The following is an 18,116-nucleotide window of genomic DNA, read 5'->3' on the forward strand; positions in this document are numbered from 1 at the left end:
ATCTTCGATAATAGGCAAAAAGTGAGTTTTGCATGAGGAGGTTTCTCCCAATTCTTATTACATCAACCCTAATTATCTTAATTAGTGATAGAATCTTTGCACAAAAAGAAGATACTGAAGAAAACAATTACCTATTCGACATTGAATCAACATTTGCATCCAAATATGTCTGGTGGGGAATAATATACAACGAGGGACTGGTATTTCAGCCTGCAGTAACAGTAAATGCAGATAATTGGGGCGCGCAAATATGGAGCAACGTAGCTCTTCATGAATTAAATCAGAGTGCCTCTCAGATTGAAATTGATTTTTATTTGTGGTACAATCTGCAATTAGGTGAAATGGTCATTTCTCCTACAATTATGTATTATACTTATCCCGGACAGGATGCCGAGTCTACCGGTGCAATTGGTACTTCTTTTAATTATCCATTTGGTGAATTCGAATTATCCTCCTCGGTTAATATGGATTTTAAGGGAGCTACCGGTGCGTTTTCTTTCCAGCATGATCTAACTTATAACAATACTCTCAATGAATATATGAACTTATCAGTGATGGCTTCTGTTGGTTGGGCCGATAAAAAATTTAATAACTACCATGTTGGTATTGAGAAATTAGCTGCAAATTATTTTCAGACAAATATTACCTTTAAATATCTGTTGTCTGAGAAGTTAGCATTACAACCATTTGTAGAATACTATAGAATATTGGATTCTCAAATTTCTGAAATTATTAAAAGCAATTTTTTCAACATGGGAATCACCACTAACTTAGAGATATAAAATGTTTAACACTATACAGCGAAGATTAACCCTTTTGATTACTACTTTATTACTATTGATCTTTGCTGTAATATATTTTATTCAAAGAGAATCATATAAAACTGCAGATTACATAGCAAAACTCGAAGGGGAAAAACTTTCTTCTTTATTAAAGGGCTCGATAGATGCTTCTGGGAAAAGGCAATTTCAATTTAATTATGACTATTCTTATTGGGGTGAAATGGTCTCGTTTACTAAGACTCTGGATCCGGAGTGGGCAAAAATCAATCTGGAAGAACCAATTTCTACTTATGGCTACACTTCAGCGTACGTTATAAATGTTGATTTCAAACAAATCTATTCTACTACAAAAAAAAACCATGACGAATTAGACAAATTTTTCATATCACCTTCCGAGCTTAAAAACATATTGAAGAAAACGTGGTTCCCACATTTTTTTTACAATACAAATCAGGGAATAACTGAAGTCTTCATTTCTCCCATTCAGCCATCAGAAGATGTTGAAAGAACGAGCACTCCTCAAGGTTGGTTAATCACAACAAGATTGTTTGATCAGAATTATCTTGATGAAATTAAGAATTTAACCTATAGCGATAGCGTTTCAGTCATTGCAGAATTGGATTCACTAAATATAATCACAAGGCGAGCAACCGATGAAAAGGTAATTTGGGCCGCGTATCCATTTTTGAATTGGAATAATTCACAATCCGGATACCTTTTAGTTTTAAATAATAATTTAGCACTTAACGAATACTTCAATTCTATTTCGAATTACATTCCAACAATCTTAATTGTTGCATTACTTATACTAATTATAATTTCTGTTTGGATTCATTTAAATATAGGCAAATCCATCAGCTTACTCGCTTCAGCGTTAAGCACAGGAAGTATGGTTCATTTGGGTGAAGTTATGTCTTCCAGGACTGAGTTTGGGGCGCTTGCTAAATTGATTAGAGATTATTTTGAGCAACAAAACAAGTTGCGAGAAGAAGTAAAAGTAAGAGAAGCTACCGAAAGAGAGTTGTTAAAAATTAAATCGAGTTTGGAAGATCGAGTTTCAGAGCGAACTAAGGAATTAATAATTACAACATCACAAATTGAGCACGAGAAGAATCAAACCAAACTTTATCTAGATAACGCTGGAGCAATAATCTGCCTTCTTGATCATGAGGGTGAAATTAAGCTCATCAACAAAAAAGGATTAGAAATATTAGGATATAACGATGATGAATTAATTGGGAAAAACTGGTTTAATATTTTAGTCCCTCCTGAAGAAAAGCAGGAAAGATTTGACAACCATAGAAATAGTTTTCAAAAAACGATTATTAACTATGGCATCATACGATCCATTATTACTAAAGATCAAAAAAAGAAAATTTTATTATTTACTGAAAATTATTCTCTGCCATTGATAAATAATGAGCTAATCATGCTCTTTTCTGCGACAGATGTTACCGAATTAAAAAATATTGAATCCGATTTACGGAATGAGAAAATAAGAGTTGAGGAACTGCAGAAGACACAACAAAACTTCTTTGCAAATATGAGTCATGAACTTAGAACTCCTCTTTTTGGAATTTTGGGTTATTCCCAAATGCTATTAGAAAAAACGAGTGATGAAACACTTTTAAGAATGGGAGAAGTAATAAATAAAAGCGGGAAACGACTTCTCGACACTTTAAATAAAGTACTTAATCTTTCGAAAATTGAGTCCAAACTATACATACCTTCTGCTTCTCTATTCGATCTTGTAGAACTAATTGAAGAAACGTATAATCTTTTTAAACCGGAGGCGGAAAAAAAGAACTTATTGCTTACATTTAATCATACTTTTGAAAAATGGGAAATTAATTCTGATAGAACAATGATTAGGGATATCTTCAACAACCTAGTACATAATGCCATAAAATTTACAGATTCGGGATCGATTACTATTGAAGCAGAATTTTTCGATAATTATTCAAACATCAGAGTAATTGATACCGGGATTGGAATTCCAGAGAAAAGCCAATCCTTAATTTTTGAGCAATTCCGCCAAGTTAGCGAAGGATTTGGAAGAAGTTTTGAAGGTACGGGACTCGGACTTGCAATAACACATAAGTATATCAATCTCTTAGGTGGAAAGATTTCTATTATCAGCAAAGAGAACGAGGGCTCAACCTTTAGTGTTGTTCTCCCAAGAGATTTATAAAATTTAGATGTATATTTATTTTAGAATAAATATTTACTTGGTTTTAATTTAATTGGGACATAGTATGGAAAAGCCAATAGTTTTATTAGTTGAAGATGATACAATTACTCAAGAAGTAATAAGATTTTTTGTACAGGATTATTATGACCTTGATGTAGTAGAAAACGGCATTGCCGCTCTTGAAGCGGTAAAGTCCAAAAAATATTTCGCAATTTTAATGGATATTAATCTTGGCAAGGGTAAAAGTGGAATAGACGTTACAAAGGAAATTCGACTTATACCCGAGTGTAAAGATATTCCCATTATTGCCGAAACAGCATTTGCAATGCGTGGGGATAAGCAAGAATTTTTAGCAGCTGGATGTAACTATTATATTGCCAAGCCATTTACACGGGATGAAATCTTACGTGTACTGGATAAAATTAATAAAGATATTGCCCTAAATTCATAATTTGATGCTGACTTTAATTTATTTATCCTCTCCTCGAAAGGTGAAAATGAAAATCTTCCTACTAATTATCCTGTTGTTCCAAATCGGGTATGCCCAAGAAAACTTTAACATTGATTCATATTTTGATTCTTACGCAAAAAATATTAATGAGAGCAACTTAAATGGATTTCTCTCCTTTTATTCCCCGAGCTTTACCGGGTATTATCCTGGCGAACCTGAACAATCGTATGAATCGGTTGTTCAGCAATTCACAACAATATTTTCAAACAAGAATTTAAAAACTTCACTTACAATCGAAACCATTAACTCTGCAATTTCAGATCATATTTGCAATGCCCAGGTAATTCTTCGCTGGTCATTCAAACCATCCTTTGCCGATTCTCCGATGATTGCACTCGATCGAGGAATTATTTTATTAGAAAAAGATAAATCGGGCAGTTGGAAAATCACCGCGTCGTCTTTAATGCCGGTGCACACATCTAATTAAATTAATACCTTCATAACAATTTTTATTTCGGTTCATTTGTATATTTGCATGGTAATCATAATAAATAAAGAAGATACTTATGCTTGATCCAAAAACATTTTACAGAAAACTTGATTCTCTTTTGAGCAAAATTGGTTCGGAGAAGAGCGGCAAAGATTTCCTTCTAAAGATATTGACTGAACTTGAGAATACTTTTGGTTATGATTTAAAAATTGGAAATGGAAGAATTTACCAGGAAACAGATAATGGTTTTCAGATTATTTCGAATGTTGACAAACCCGATATGAGTTTAATAAAGTTTATTGATGGAAACACAAAACCAATTAAAGCATTATTAAAATCTTGTACTTATATTTTTGATAATCCCTCCTTTTCAATTGAAGAGAATATTAATTCTTCAGTTGCGGAATATCGAATTCCTGCAGCCATTTCAATTAAAAGCCCCAATGATAGATGGTTATTTATATTCGACCTAAAAAGCGGTTGGATTAGAGAAGAAGTTGAATTTTGCCTTAATGCTGTACGAACGGCAATCGATCATCGGTTATTTTCTGATTCAGTAAAAAGCGAACTAAAACAAGCGGCGCATATTCAACAAAGCTTATTACCCTCATCGCCACCTCAACTAGAAAGATACTCAGTTGCGGCTAAATCTATTCCTGCTGAATTAGTCGGCGGCGATTTGTATGATTATTTTGATTTTGATGATGAAGTTTTTGGATTTTGCGTTGGAGATGCAAGCGGACATGGATTACCCGCAGCTCTTCTGGTTCGCGATGTTGTTACAGGTTTACGAATGGGGCTTGAAAAACACCTTAAGCTTGTTTACACTTTTGAAAAACTTAATAGCGTTATTTATAGAAGCGTTTTTTCAACAAGTTTTATTTCAATTTTTTATGGTGAGCTTGAGAAGAATGGAAATATAGTTTATGTAAACGCGGGGCACCCTTCGCCTATAATTTATGATGGTGAAAAATTTACCGAGTTGGAATCAACTGGATTGGTGTTCGGAGCACTTCCCGAGATTGAAATTCACCGTGGATATGCATTTCTTCCGGTAAATGCCGTTTTAGTTTTATACAGCGATGGTATTATTGAAAGAAAGAATAGAATTGGCGATATGTTTGTTACCGAAGAGTTAAAAAAGGTAATTGCGGCTAATTATGAAAAAGATTCCGATGAACTGCTTAAAATTATTTTTGATGCCGCACTTGAATTTGGTTTCGGAACAGAATGGGAAGACGACGCTACTGTAATGGTTATTAAACGAATCAAGTGATTACTTAAATATGGGTGAGCCGGCAAATAAAATAGATATTCGAAGATCGCTGATATCCAGACTTTATATAAAGACTTATAAATTATTCTCAAATATTAATCTTCCAGATTATACTTTATTCTCGATTTATTCTGTATTAATTGGTATTGCCGTTGGGTTATCATCAGTTTTATTTCATCATTCAATCGAGTTTTTTAATCAACTTTTTTTTCAGCAGACTGCCGAGGGACTATTTTTCTTGGGTGGTTTTGCAGTAATAGCACTTCCTATGCTCGGGATGTTAATTCAAAGTATTATGATCATGCTCTCTCCTGAAACTTCAAGGAAAAGGGGTGTTGCTGAAATTATTAAAGCAGTATCTATGAGGGGCACAAAAATTCCATTCAGAACCACACTATTTCATTTTCTCGCGCCAGTAATTTCAATTGGTTCCGGAAATACGGTTGGTCCCGAAGGTCCTGCTGCTCAGCTTGGTGGAGGTGTTGCAAATAAAATATCTCAATCATTAAATTTTTCCGACAACAGAACAAGAATTTTTACTGCCGCAGGCTCAGGAGCGGCAATTGCCGCAATTTTTAATACTCCTCTCGGAGGTATTTTCTTCGCAATAGAAATTGTTTTGCTAAATGATTTCAAAACATCGGTCTTCTCGGCACTAATTTTATCATCTGTTACAGCAAGCGCAATCTCCCGGATATTTTTAGGAAATTCTTCGGTGTTTATATTTTCTGCCCCGGATGTTGGGCAGTATCATCATTTTTATATCTACGCATTGCTTGGAATCAGTGCAGGCTTTTTGTCTATTCTCTTTATAAAATATTCAAATTTTTTAGATGATATTTTTCACAAGAAAATATTAAAGCATCTACCACAATGGAGCGTGATGACTTTTATTGGATTAATCGTGGGGGTGTGCGGTTATTTTTATGAGGATATTTTTGGAATCGGGTACTCAGGAATAAATAATGTTCTCTCAATAAAATTTAATTGGAATGTTGTTTTGATCCTTCTAATTCTTAAATTTTTATTGGTTCCGTTAATACTTAATTCAGGAGGATTTGGCGGTGTTTTTGCTCCATCTCTTTTTATGGGGGCTTGTTTTGGTTTCTTGTTTGCGTTTTCACTTAACTTCTTTTTCGGGTTGAATCTTGATATAACTGCCTTTGTATTAGTTGGAATGGGAGCGTTTTTAGGAGGAATTAATTCTATTCCTATCTCATCTATTCTTATAATTTTTGAGATGACAAAAGATTATACTTTTATTCTCCCACTAATGCTGGCTATTGTAAGCAGCACAATGGTTGTGCAAATTTCGCTTAAAAAATCAATACATCAGCGGCATTTAGAGAAACAAGGATATAAATTTAATTCCAATAGTGACGTTTCGCTGTTAAGGTCTATCCTGGTTTCTCAGATAATGAAAAGAGATGTGGTGCTTCTCCCCGAAGATACTCCCCTCCCCAAAGTGCTAAACCTACTAATGGAGAGCAATCATCGAACATTCTACACAATTAATAGTTCAGATAAACTAACTGGAACCATTTCGGAAAATGATTTTCGGTACATCATTACAGAATATGATAGTCTGCGCGAAGTATTGGTTGCCCGAGATATAGCTTCGTCAAAAGTAACTACAGTTGCCGATTCGGATAATCTTGATCATGTAATGAAATTATTTGAGAAAACGGATGCAGATGAGTTTCCCGTAAAAAGTTCAATCAATCCCGATTTGGTAATTGGCTCTATAAGACGAAAGGATGTAATTGCCGCTTATAATAAAGAGAGTATAAAGGGAAATAGCGCCGAAGAATTTAGCCATGAGCTTGAAAAAATTAGCACCGAGAAACAGTTTAAATTATTTGATGAATTTCTAATAGCGGAAAGATCAGTCCCTCCTAAATTTGTTGGTAAATCATTAAGCGAACTAAATCTAAGAAATGTTTATCGTGTACAAGTTTTGATGATCAGGGAACACGCATCTCCATATAGTGAAGATAATGTAGGCGAATCATTAATGTTTCCACAGCCCGATTATACTTTGAAGGGTGATGATACGCTAATTATATTTGGAACAGAAGAAATGGTATTAAACACACAAAAGTGGTATAAATAAAAGGAGATATTTAATGGATATTTTTGATAGTTTATTAAATTCAGGTGGCAGATCAGAGGATTCCAGTTCTAGTTTTATTGATGCAGCAAAAATTGTAATTGGCGAAAATGGAAATCTCGGCGACCTTGTTTCTCAATTCACAAATAAAGGTTTGGGAGATATTATTCAATCATGGGTTGGAACCGGGAAAAACGCACAAATCACCAGTTCCCAGCTAACAGATGTACTGGGTAGCGAAAAGATTGAGAAAATTGCTGATGCAATTGGATTTCCCTCATCAACGGTTCCATCTATTCTTGCTGGCTTTCTTCCCGGAATTATTGATAAGCTAACTCCCGAAGGCAAACTTCCTGAAGGAAATATTTTTGACAAAGGGAAAGATTTATTGAATTTATTCTAAAATAATTAATTTCCCGTGAATAAATATTAACATAAAGTCTGTTCTTCCTCCTCAATCGTTTGAAAAAGCCCAAATATTTTTTATGTTTGTCGGGCAAATTTTGTACCTCTTACCTTAATCACTTTTCCGCCCATAAAATACATTCCATAATACGAGGAATTTAAGTTGAGCAATAAGATCACTCACAAACAAAAAGCCAAACTAACACTTAAAGATGGCACAACCATTGAAGGAACACTTTTCGGAGCTCATAAATCGGTTGCCGGAGAAGTTGTTTTTAATACTGGAATGATGGGATACCCTGAAACTTTGACTGATCCCTCTTATACAGGGCAAATACTCGTCCTTACGTATCCTCTTGTCGGTAATTACGGTGTACCTTCAATGGATAAAAAATTTGATTCCTTTACTAAATCCGATAAGATTATAAAATATTTTGAATCGGATAAAATTCAAATTACAGCTCTTGTTGTTTCAGAAGAATCAGAGGCATTCAATCATTGGAACGCAAATGAGAGTCTCGATTCCTGGTTAAAAAGGCATAACGTACCTGGTCTTTATGGAATTGATACCCGGTCACTTACTAAAATTTTAAGAGAGCATGGCACAATGCTCGGCAAAATTGAAGTCGGTGAGCATAAAGTAAAATATTATAACCCCGACGTTGATAATCTTATTTCGAAGGTTACACCCAAGCAGGCGGAGTTTTATGGTTCGGGGAAAAAGAGAATTTTATTAATTGATTGCGGATGTAAGAGAAGTATTCTTACAAACCTTCTTCAAAGAAATGTGTCGGTAATGAGAGTTCCATATAATTATGAAATTGAAAATGAAGATTTTGATGGGGTCCTTCTTTCAAATGGTCCCGGCAATCCTGAAGTGTACACACAACTAGTAGAATCAGCTAAAAAATTGATAAAGAAACAAGTACCAACATTGGGCATTTGTATGGGGCATCAAATTTTGGCTCTTGCCGCTGGTGCCAAGACTTATAAACTAAAGTATGGACACAGAAGCCAAAACCAGCCAGTTAAAACCGTCGATTCAAATAGATGTTATGTAACTTCTCAAAATCATAGTTTTGCTGTTGATACAAAAACATTACCTCGCGGATGGCAGCCCTGGTTCGAAAATTTAAATGATTATTCCAATGAGGGAATAAGACATGAAAAATTACCCTTTAGGAGCGTACAGTTTCATCCCGAAGCCGCACCTGGTCCAGTTGATACCGAATTTATATTTGATGAATTTTTAAAAGATGTGAAGTAATAATTTTAACATAGTGCCCGATTTGGTACGCCCTTAGTGTAATAAAATTTAAGGAAATAAATGAAGCTAAAAAAAGTATTAATTATTGGAAGCTCCGCGCTAAAAATTGGAGAAGCTGGAGAATTTGATTATTCAGGATCTCAAGCAATTAAAGCTCTAAAAGAGGAAGGAATATATACCGTTCTGATTAACCCGAATATCGCTACAATTCAAACTTCCGATTATTTGGCCGATAAAGTTTATCTTCTGCCAATCAACACAAACTATGTAGAAAAAGTAATTGCGAAAGAAAAACCGGATGGAATAATTCTGGGCTTCGGGGGACAAACGGCATTGAATTGCGGACTTTCGCTTCATCGTGAAGGAATTCTAAAAAAATATAAATTACAGGTACTCGGCACTCAAATATCCGCAATTGAAAATACCGAGGATCGTCAATTATTCTGCAATAAATTAGCAGAGATTGATGTAAAATTTCCTCAAAGTAAAGCCGTTACTACGGTAGAAGGTGCTCTAGAAACTGCGGAGGAACTAGGTTTTCCTGTAATAATTAGAATTGCATATGCGCTCGGAGGTCTTGGATCGGGAGTTTGCAGAAATAAAAGTGAAGTGAAAAAACTTGCTGTTAAAGCATTAAGTTATTCAGCTCAAATTTTGGTTGAAGAATATCTCGAAGGATGGAAAGAAATTGAATATGAAGTAGTCCGCGATAAATATGATAACTGCATTACCGTTTGTAATATGGAAAATATTGATCCAATGGGGATTCATACCGGTGAAAGTATAGTTGTTGCACCCAGTCAAACATTGAGCAATTCAGAATATCATATGCTCAGAGAGGTTGCGATAAAAACTATTCGTCATTTGGGAATTGTAGGTGAGTGCAATATTCAGTATGCGCTTGATCCCGAATCTCAAGATTATCGTGTTATTGAGGTTAATGCACGATTATCGAGAAGTTCAGCACTTGCATCAAAAGCAACAGGTTATCCGCTTGCATTTGTTGCCGCAAAACTTGCGCTTGGCTATGGTCTGCATGAGCTTCCTAACTCAATTACAAAAACCACAAAAGCCTTTTTTGAACCTGCACTTGATTATATAGTAATTAAAGTTCCCCGCTGGGATTTGAAAAAGTTTCGCCTGGTAAAACGAAAGCTTGGTTCATCAATGAAATCTGTTGGTGAAGTAATGGCAATAGGAAGAAAGTTTGAAGAAGCGATTCAAAAGGCGATGCGCATGCTTGATATTGGCGTTGAAGGATTAACTGCAAGCCGTCGTAAAGTTGAGTTTGATGAATTAAAAGAAGCACTCGAAAATCCTACTGAGGAAAGAATGTTTGCTGTCGTTCAGGCATTGAAACAAGGTTACTCGGTTGAGTGGGTGCATTCTTTAACTCATATAAATAAATGGTTTTTATATAAAATTCAGAACATTGTTGAGATTGAAAAGCGAATTGAAAAATCCTCCAAAAAACTTTCCCCCCAATTAATTCTTGAAGCTAAACAGCATGGGTTTAGCGATCGGCAGATAGCAAACGTTATTGGTAAAGATGCTCATGATGTATATAAGATTAGAGAGAAAAACAATATTCATCCCTTTATTCAGCATATAGATACACTTGCGGCGGAATATCCTGCAAAAACTAATTATCTATATCTTACTTATAATTGCACAGTTAATGATTTCGAATTCAAACTAAAAAATTCTGTAATTATTCTTGGTTCAGGACCTTATAGAATTGGAAGCTCCGTTGAATTTGATTGGTGCTGTGTTAACACTGGCAAAACACTCCGCGAATTAGGATGCAAAACAGTTATAATAAACTGCAATCCCGAAACAGTATCAACAGATTACGATGAGAGTGATGCACTCTTTTTTGAAGAATTAACTACAGAAACTATTTGGGAAATTTATAATGCAATAAAGGCCCGCGGTGTTATTGTTAGTATGGGAGGTCAAACCCCGAATAACATTGCATTAAAACTCGCAAAGATTGGCATTAAAATTCTTGGCACTTCTCCCGAATCAATTGATAAAGCTGAAAACAGAAGTAAATTTTCGGCCATGCTCGATGAACTTGGAATTGGTCAGCCGGAATGGAGTAAATTAAGCACCATACAGGATGCATTAAAATTTGCCGATAAGGTTGGTTATCCCGTTCTCGTTCGTCCCTCTTATGTACTGAGCGGTGCCGCAATGGCAATTGCAACTGATGATGCGGAACTCTCAAAATTTTTACAGAAAGCAGTTGATATATCTCAAGAGCATCCAGTAGTAATTTCCAAATTTTTAATTAATGCCAAAGAGCTTGAGTTTGACGCAGTTGCTCAGAACGGAAATATAGTTTGCTCTGCAATTTCTGAGCATGTTGAAAATGCCGGCGTACACAGCGGAGACGCTACCTTAGTACTTCCTGCTCAAAGAACTTACCTTGAAACTATGAGACAGATAAAAGATTTTTCCGCAAAGATTGCGAAATCTCTTAACATTAATGGTCCTTTTAATATTCAGTTTTTAGCGAAGGATAATAAAGTAAAAGTTATTGAGTGTAACCTGCGTGCATCTCGAAGTTTTCCATTTGTATCGAAAACATTAAAAAGGAATTTTATTGAGATTGCATCTAAAGTTATTATCGGTCAGAAAGTTGAGTCGATCCCGGATGAAATTTTTAACTATGATTATGTTGGAGTTAAAGCACCAGAGTTTTCCTTTACACGACTAGAAGGCGCTGATCCAACCACCGGTGTTGAAATGGCTTCAACCGGCGAGGTTGCTTGTTTGGGTGAAGATTTTGACGAAGCTTTTTTAAAGGCCCTGACTTCTGTGGGATTCAAGTTCCCAATTAAATCAATTTTAATTTCATCGGGAACAATTGAATCAAAAACAGAACTGCTGCAACCTGCTTTAGATTTATATAAAAACGGAGTTCAATTTTACGCAACTGGTGGAACAGCAAAATTTATGAGAGAACATAATATTCCAGTGGAAGAAATCGAATGGCCCCTAAATGGCAAAGGATCAACCGCTGTGGATCTAATAAAAGCTCGCAAGGTTGATTTAGTTATAAATATTCCGAAAAATTTCCAAGCAGAAGAGTTAACGAACGACTATATAATTAGAAGAACCGCAGTTGATTATAAAATACCCCTTATTACAAACCGCCAGCTTGCCATGCGCTTAGCTGAAGCTATTATAAATAAAGATCCGTTGAACCTCGAACCTAAAAGTTGGGATGAGTATTAAGAAAATTGTATTTTAGAGTTAATAAATGGTGATATCTTATGAACGAAGCATCAAAACCCTGGGTTCTGGTTGTCGAAGATGATTTTGAAAATCAAAAGTTTTTAAAAATATTTCTTCAAAGAAGGTTCAATGTTGATGTATGCGATTCTGCCGATACTTGCTACGAACAACTAGCCAAACATGAGTTTGATCTTTTGATTATGGATATCTCACTGCGAGGCAAAAAAGATGGACTTCAACTTACAAAAGAGCTTAGAAGTAGCGATAATTATAAAAATTTACCAATTGTGTGTTTATCTGCTCATGCTTTTCAGAGAGATAAAGATAATGCTTATAATGCCGGGGTTGATGTTTTTATAACTAAACCAGTGCAGAATCATATTTTGCTCGCGGCCATTTTGAAAGTATTGAAAGATAGACGGGGCATCGATTTAGAATAATCTCAAAAAAAACTTTTTACACTAAAAAATTTACTGATTTCTGTAACATCCAGCTCTCTCTTTGCGTCTAAAAATCCATAAAATAAATGAGGAGATCATATGCGCAAATTACTATTTATTCTTTTTTCACTCCTTGCCTTTAATATGGCAATTTTTGCTCAAGTTGAAGATTCAACTGAAGTTGACTGGGATGAAGATGATGATAAGGAATGGGATTGGGGATGGAATTGGAAATGGGATAAAAACTGGGTTAATCAAGAATTTTCTGGTTCACCAATAATTGAGGCAACCTACGGCTTTGGTAATCCTTATCACAAAAAACTTAATAATGATCCTGCAAAAATTGGAGTTGCAGAATTGAAACTGGGTTATACCTACTCATCAGAATTTCAGAGAAAGGGCTTAGTTGAATTTAGCGACAAATATTTCTTTGTATCTAATATTTCAAATGAGATTTACTCATCTAAACTAGGAACGATGGAAATAGGAACTGACATGTGGCGTTTCGGATTCGCAAAACGCAAAGGCTACGGATATGAATTAGGCAGCACACGTATCCTTCCCTACTCTACAGAAGGTATTTCATGGTCCCGTATAAAATTTGATTATCCTTATAGGGCTTGGCCGGCTATATTTCCTCCTCTGCCAGGACAAGTTATGGAAATGGAAGATGTTGAAATTATAAATAGGTATGAAGAGAATTTTAGATTCGGTACCCTCAATGAAACTGGCGTGCGATTTGAAATAGCAAACACATTATCAATAAATGCTGGATATGAAGCCGCAGTTATATTTCCCCGCTGGATGTTCTGGAAACATATGGGTAGCTTAATTATTGAAAGCGCGGCAAATGGAATATTAGATAAATTCATAAACAAAATTTCTGATTCATCGCCGGCAGCCGCTCCAATAGTAAATTTTGTGTTAAAGAATGGAATATCTTATGCTTTCTATACCTTAAAGAAGGACAAAATGAACTGGCCATTTAGCACCGAAACCCCTCTAACTTACGAAACGTTCAAACTTGGAGTTACATTTACATTTTAATTTTTTCTTTTTGAAAAAGCCGCTTATTAAACTTAGCGGCTTTTTTGCATAACAATTTTTACTCCACCAATCATGTTTTACAATATTAATGCATTAATACTCAATAAAATTCTAATAGCTGAATATGTGTGCTTGCCATGGCTTTAGATCAACATACAATCCATAACGAGAGACCTCTTCGCCATTTTGGTGATAATTTACATCATTGAGTAAATCGGTAATTACAAACTCCTCTGGATATCCCTCAAAATCTAAAACAATCCGGCACGCAGAGCTAACATTGGAATAATTAATTACTACTAAAATTTTTTCATCTCCCAATTCCCATTTCCACGCGAGAAAATTTTTAAAAGTTTCGTTTGTGGGCCAAGAAGCTATAGCTTCTTGTAACGACCACTCTCCTTTTCTAATAACATCAAGCGAGGTAATCTTTAATAATTTTTCATAAAATTCATTGAGATGGGGAATTTCAGATTCTACTGGCTCCCGCCCAAGCTGAAGAGGTAATTTAATTTTTCTACCTTCAAATTGTCCCTCATGAAAAAATCTTAATCCCTGAATTGTACTAATTACGACAGCCGCAGCTTTAGATTTTTCTACTCCAATTGCAGTTACAATTCTTTCTTCATCATGATTTTCAAGAAACCGGAGTGATTTTTGCTGAAACGACTTTTCTGCGTTTAAGTGCGAAATTATTTCGGAAACTGGCGCAAATTTCAATCTATCGGTTAATTTTTTATCATATGTATAATCGAAGCCCAGCTGTTGAAGATTATACTCTAAATCCCAATATGCCTCGGCTATAAAGACAAAATCGGGGCGTATTTTCTTTGTATGCCCAATTACCTCTTCCCAATATTCGGTTTTTGGAATTTCAATATGATTACGATTAATTATCCCAACCCAAGTATTTTTAAATACATTATTAATGGAAAGCATTGCCATGTCACAACGAACGCCATCGCATAATTGAGTTAAGTTTGATAATACATTTTTTGAAAACTCTCTTGATTCTTCTGCAAAACAATTTAGCTGAATTGTATCTCCCCAAGCCGGGAAAAATGGATCGCGCCCATGAGCAAAATAATTTTTACAATCCTCAAAAGGTTTAAAATATGTATGTGGATCAATCGAATAAGACTCTTCATCGGCCTGAAGAAATATTTTAGGATGCGTTTTAATTAATGAACTATGAGCACTGTAATGATTTGAAATAAAATCGAGAATTAATTTTATTCCTATTTTATTTAGCTTTGCCTTAAGATCTAATAAATTTTTATTACTTCCGAGATGTGGATTCATCTCATAAGCATCTATTGAATATGGCGAGCCTATTACATCCTCACGCGACCAATGTTTTAAAGCATGGTTATAACTTCTTACTAATCCTTCTTCAAAACAGTACTTATCAATTACAGATTCATTCGTTTTCCATATTCCCATCAACCAAACATAATCAATCCCCAAACTTTTAAGTCTTTGCCAATATCCATCGGGTACTTCACTCAAATTTTTCACATTATGCTTATCAAATTTAGAAAACCAGATACGGGTATTTATTTCGTACAAGGCGGCAGAATTATTCATTATTAAATTCCCGGTTTATGGCTTAAAATTTCATTTTTCTCTTCATATAATTCTTTGTTCCTTTTTAATAATTCAATATGAAGCCTTTCATCTTTCGACTCAGAAATGATTTTAATATTCTCCTCAATTTCCAAATCCTTTTGGAAAAGAAGAAAATTCCGAACAGTATCTTTTGCGTATTCAATTGTATCTTTATCTATCTTTCCGTTAAATGAAAAATCATCCCACTTTTTACTAATTGTTCTATCTTCTAATGTTAATTTTAATATAAATTTGCGTGATTCTTCATCGTTGATCTGATCAATTAAATAGGCCGGTGATATTTTATTAACATTATATCCCTCACTGGCAACCATAGCTAGATTCTTCAAAATCTTATTCGAAAATGTTTCTACAGAAATATTATCGAATATATGTTCAATTATCTCGAGCGCACCCGAGTAGAGCATACGGACCAACTCTCTTTCAAAGGGATTTTCTTTCTCTTGCTTTGGTGAAAGCTTTAACTGTTGATTGCTGTTTTGTACATAAGTTCTGCTGACACTCTGCTGGACAGGCCTCGCTTTTGACTGATTTAGATAATTATTCAGTTCCGATTCAATTAGTTTTTCGCGAAGATTAAATTTTTTGGTAATACTCTTTAAAAGTATACTTCTTTTCAACTCATCATTTACAATTGCAAGAGTTTTTACCAATTCTCTAATTGCTTTTGTAGTTTCAATAGGATCTTCAAATGCTCCAGCTTCTTCAAATTGCTGAGTTTGATATTCAAGAAATCCTTTTGCTTTTAGGGCAAGTTCCTCAAATTTCTCTTTACCATTTCTAATTATAAATGAATCGGGGTCATCTCCCTTAGGAAGCGTCATAACTTTCACATCAAAATCATATTTCAACAATATTTCAATACTTCGAAGCGCGGCTTTTTCTCCCGCGGCATCTGCATCAAACAATACAATAATATTTTTTGTGAAGCGGGATAGAAGCTGAACCTGCTCCTCTGTTAAAGAGGTTCCCGAAGAGGCTACTACATTTTTAATTCCAGTCTGATACAACGAAATTAAATCCATGTAACCTTCTACAAGGATTGCCCGGTCGAATTTCCTAATTTCCTCTTTTGAATGAAACAAGCCGTAAAGCACTCTTCTCTTTGAATATACCGGTGATTCTGGGGAGTTTAAATATTTAGCAACATTATCTTGATTGGGAAATATCCTTCCACCAAACGCAATTACTCTTCCGTTTGGAGAAAAAATCGGGAAAATAATTCTTCCTCGGTATTTATCGTAAAACTCATTTCTATCGTTAGTATCAATTAAGCCAAGCTGTTTCATTTTTTGAAGATTGAGATTGTTTTCCTTTGCCGCATCAAGGAGATTATTCCATCCATGAATTGCGTAACCGAGTCCAAAAACTTTTTGAGTATTCAGTTTAATATTTCGTTGCTTTAGGTACTCTCGAGCTTCTTCACCCGTACTGCTTTTAAGCAAGTTATCTGAAAAAAATCTTGCCGCAAACAGATTGAGTTCATATAAAATTTCGAGTTCATCATTTTGATCATTAAAAGAGGATTCACTTTCCAGTTTTATTCCGAGATGATCGGCCAATTCCTCAACCGCTTCAACAAAGGAGATATTTTTAAATTCCATTAAAAACTTAAATACATTTCCTCCATTACCGCACCCAAAACAGTTATAAATTTGTTTTTCATTGCTTACGGTAAAAGAAGGAGTTTTTTCGGTGTGGAATGGGCACAATCCAATAAAATTCTTCCCTCTTTTCCGGAGTTGCACATATCCGGAAACAATATCTACAATATCGGCCGAGTTTCGTATTTCTTCTATTTGTCTTTCTGGTATTTTCATTAAATATTTTTAGATGACCTGTCAAATTATAATATTTTACTTGAAAGTAAAAAAGGAAGCGGTAATAACTGATTAAAACTCATCAAAATTAAGCTCTCTCAATTGTATATCTCTTTAAAAATATTGTTTTTAACAAAAATGAAGATTAGGTTTATAATTGAGACCAATAAAAATTACATTTTATTTTTTTTCACTACTGCAGCAAATATAATATGAAAATAGCTTTTATAAGCGATATACATGAAGATTACAAAAGTTTGCAAAAAGCTTTAAAACTAATTTCCGAAGAAAATTGTGATCATATAATTTGTCTGGGTGATATAATTGGTTTTGCTCTGCCTTTCTACCGTTATATCGATGATAGAGATGCAAATATTTGTATAAAGTTAATAAAAGAAAATTGTACGACCGCAGTGATAGGCAATCATGATTTATTTGGAATCAAAAAGATCCCCGAGTTCAAATCAGGATTTAATTATGAAGAAGACTGGTACGATAAGGATTATAATTATAGATCAAAAAAAGCACAGAATAGAATTTGGTTATATGAGGATAACGAGATTAAAGTCAAATTGAATGATGCATCAAAAGATTATTTGTCAACACTAAAAGAAGTCCAATTCTTTGAGGCCGGGGAACTACGACTGATGGTTTCACATTTTTGCTATCCCGATTTTTCTGGATCGGCGATTTTTTTTCCATCTCAGAGTTTTCACCTCGAAAAACACTTTAATTTCATGAATGAAAACTTATGTTCGATAAGTTTTTCGGGGCATGGTCATCCGGAAGGTGCGATAAGAGTTACAGAAGATAAGTTTGCCTCATTGAAGTTTGGAAAACACAAATTGCTTAATGAAAGTCAATGGATAGTTGTTCCCTGTGTCGCAAGAACTACACGAGCCAATGGTATTCTTTTCTTGAATACATTAGAGAAAGAAATTAGAACTGTGCCTTTAAAGTAGGAC

Annotated in this window: 14 protein-coding genes; 12 read left to right on the forward strand and 2 right to left on the reverse strand. The window is 34.7% G+C overall.

Annotated features, from left to right (window positions below; translation table 11 throughout):
- The first annotated feature begins 32 nt into the window (after positions 1-32).
- The 11 genes from KF816_16280 to KF816_16330 all read left to right on the forward strand — a co-directional run bounded on the left by KF816_16280 (position 33) and on the right by KF816_16330 (position 13,702).
- The gene (locus tag KF816_16280; protein ID MBX3009581.1) at positions 33-782 is read left to right on the forward strand and encodes a hypothetical protein; all 750 of its coding nucleotides are present in this window, start codon (positions 33-35) and stop codon (positions 780-782) included.
- Position 783: 1 nt separating this feature from the next.
- Positions 784-2,973, forward strand: coding sequence for a PAS domain S-box protein (locus KF816_16285; protein ID MBX3009582.1), 2,190 nt, complete (start codon positions 784-786; stop codon positions 2,971-2,973).
- Positions 2,974-3,037: 64 nt separating this feature from the next.
- Entirely contained in the window at positions 3,038-3,424 is a 387-nt protein-coding gene (locus KF816_16290; GenBank protein ID MBX3009583.1) for a response regulator, read from the forward strand.
- Between the two features lie 46 nt (positions 3,425-3,470).
- Positions 3,471-3,911, forward strand: a complete 441-nt coding sequence (locus KF816_16295; GenBank protein ID MBX3009584.1) for a hypothetical protein — start codon at positions 3,471-3,473, stop codon at positions 3,909-3,911.
- A 79-nt stretch (positions 3,912-3,990) separates the two neighbouring features.
- Positions 3,991-5,190: a serine/threonine-protein phosphatase gene (locus KF816_16300; protein ID MBX3009585.1), complete on the forward strand. Its 1,200-nt coding sequence runs from the start codon at positions 3,991-3,993 to the stop codon at positions 5,188-5,190.
- Between the two features lie 10 nt (positions 5,191-5,200).
- On the forward strand, positions 5,201-7,303 hold the full coding sequence (locus KF816_16305) for a chloride channel protein (protein MBX3009586.1): 2,103 nt from the start codon (positions 5,201-5,203) through the stop codon (positions 7,301-7,303).
- A 13-nt stretch (positions 7,304-7,316) separates the two neighbouring features.
- Complete coding sequence (locus KF816_16310; GenBank protein MBX3009587.1) at positions 7,317-7,703, forward strand: DUF937 domain-containing protein; 387 nt, start codon at positions 7,317-7,319, stop codon at positions 7,701-7,703.
- A gap of 165 nt (positions 7,704-7,868) precedes the next feature.
- Positions 7,869-8,972: a glutamine-hydrolyzing carbamoyl-phosphate synthase small subunit gene (gene carA, locus KF816_16315; GenBank protein ID MBX3009588.1), complete on the forward strand. Its 1,104-nt coding sequence runs from the start codon at positions 7,869-7,871 to the stop codon at positions 8,970-8,972.
- A gap of 60 nt (positions 8,973-9,032) precedes the next feature.
- Positions 9,033-12,215: a carbamoyl-phosphate synthase (glutamine-hydrolyzing) large subunit gene (gene carB, locus KF816_16320; protein ID MBX3009589.1), complete on the forward strand. Its 3,183-nt coding sequence runs from the start codon at positions 9,033-9,035 to the stop codon at positions 12,213-12,215.
- A 38-nt stretch (positions 12,216-12,253) separates the two neighbouring features.
- Complete coding sequence (locus tag KF816_16325) at positions 12,254-12,655, forward strand: response regulator (GenBank protein ID MBX3009590.1); 402 nt, start codon at positions 12,254-12,256, stop codon at positions 12,653-12,655.
- A 99-nt stretch (positions 12,656-12,754) separates the two neighbouring features.
- Entirely contained in the window at positions 12,755-13,702 is a 948-nt protein-coding gene (locus KF816_16330) for a hypothetical protein (GenBank protein MBX3009591.1), read from the forward strand.
- Between the two features lie 111 nt (positions 13,703-13,813).
- On the opposite strand, the gene KF816_16335 is transcribed toward KF816_16330, so the two are convergent.
- Together KF816_16335 and dnaG are read right to left on the reverse strand one after the other, a co-directional pair.
- Entirely contained in the window at positions 13,814-15,289 is a 1,476-nt protein-coding gene (locus KF816_16335; protein MBX3009592.1) for a glycosidase, read from the reverse strand.
- A gap of 2 nt (positions 15,290-15,291) precedes the next feature.
- Positions 15,292-17,151 (reverse strand): DNA primase, encoded by a 1,860-nt coding sequence (dnaG, locus tag KF816_16340; protein MBX3009593.1) that lies wholly within the window; start codon positions 17,149-17,151, stop codon positions 15,292-15,294.
- Positions 17,152-17,363: 212 nt separating this feature from the next.
- Between dnaG and KF816_16345 the strand changes: the two genes are divergently transcribed.
- A complete protein-coding gene (locus tag KF816_16345) occupies positions 17,364-18,113 on the forward strand; it encodes a metallophosphoesterase (GenBank protein ID MBX3009594.1) in 750 nt (249 codons plus the stop codon).
- Positions 18,114-18,116: the final 3 nt, after the last annotated feature.

It is taken from the genome of Melioribacteraceae bacterium (assembly GCA_019638015.1).
Taxonomy (GTDB): domain Bacteria; phylum Bacteroidota; class Ignavibacteria; order Ignavibacteriales; family Melioribacteraceae; genus JAHBUP01.

Bases quoted from the DNA above. Each gene is read 5' to 3' on its own strand.
- KF816_16280 (MBX3009581.1), top strand. From the start codon at position 33: ATGAGGAGGTTTCTCCCAATTCTTATTACATCAACCCTAATTATCTTA.
- KF816_16285 (MBX3009582.1), top strand. From the start codon at position 784: ATGTTTAACACTATACAGCGAAGATTAACCCTTTTGATTACTACTTTA.
- KF816_16290 (MBX3009583.1), top strand. From the start codon at position 3,038: ATGGAAAAGCCAATAGTTTTATTAGTTGAAGATGATACAATTACTCAA.
- KF816_16295 (MBX3009584.1), top strand. From the start codon at position 3,471: ATGAAAATCTTCCTACTAATTATCCTGTTGTTCCAAATCGGGTATGCC.
- KF816_16300 (MBX3009585.1), top strand. From the start codon at position 3,991: ATGCTTGATCCAAAAACATTTTACAGAAAACTTGATTCTCTTTTGAGC.
- KF816_16305 (MBX3009586.1), top strand. From the start codon at position 5,201: ATGGGTGAGCCGGCAAATAAAATAGATATTCGAAGATCGCTGATATCC.
- KF816_16310 (MBX3009587.1), top strand. From the start codon at position 7,317: ATGGATATTTTTGATAGTTTATTAAATTCAGGTGGCAGATCAGAGGAT.
- carB (MBX3009589.1), top strand. From the start codon at position 9,033: ATGAAGCTAAAAAAAGTATTAATTATTGGAAGCTCCGCGCTAAAAATT.
- KF816_16325 (MBX3009590.1), top strand. From the start codon at position 12,254: ATGAACGAAGCATCAAAACCCTGGGTTCTGGTTGTCGAAGATGATTTT.
- KF816_16330 (MBX3009591.1), top strand. From the start codon at position 12,755: ATGCGCAAATTACTATTTATTCTTTTTTCACTCCTTGCCTTTAATATG.
- KF816_16335 (MBX3009592.1), bottom strand. From the start codon at position 15,289: ATGAATAATTCTGCCGCCTTGTACGAAATAAATACCCGTATCTGGTTT.
- dnaG (MBX3009593.1), bottom strand. From the start codon at position 17,151: ATGAAAATACCAGAAAGACAAATAGAAGAAATACGAAACTCGGCCGAT.
- KF816_16345 (MBX3009594.1), top strand. From the start codon at position 17,364: ATGAAAATAGCTTTTATAAGCGATATACATGAAGATTACAAAAGTTTG.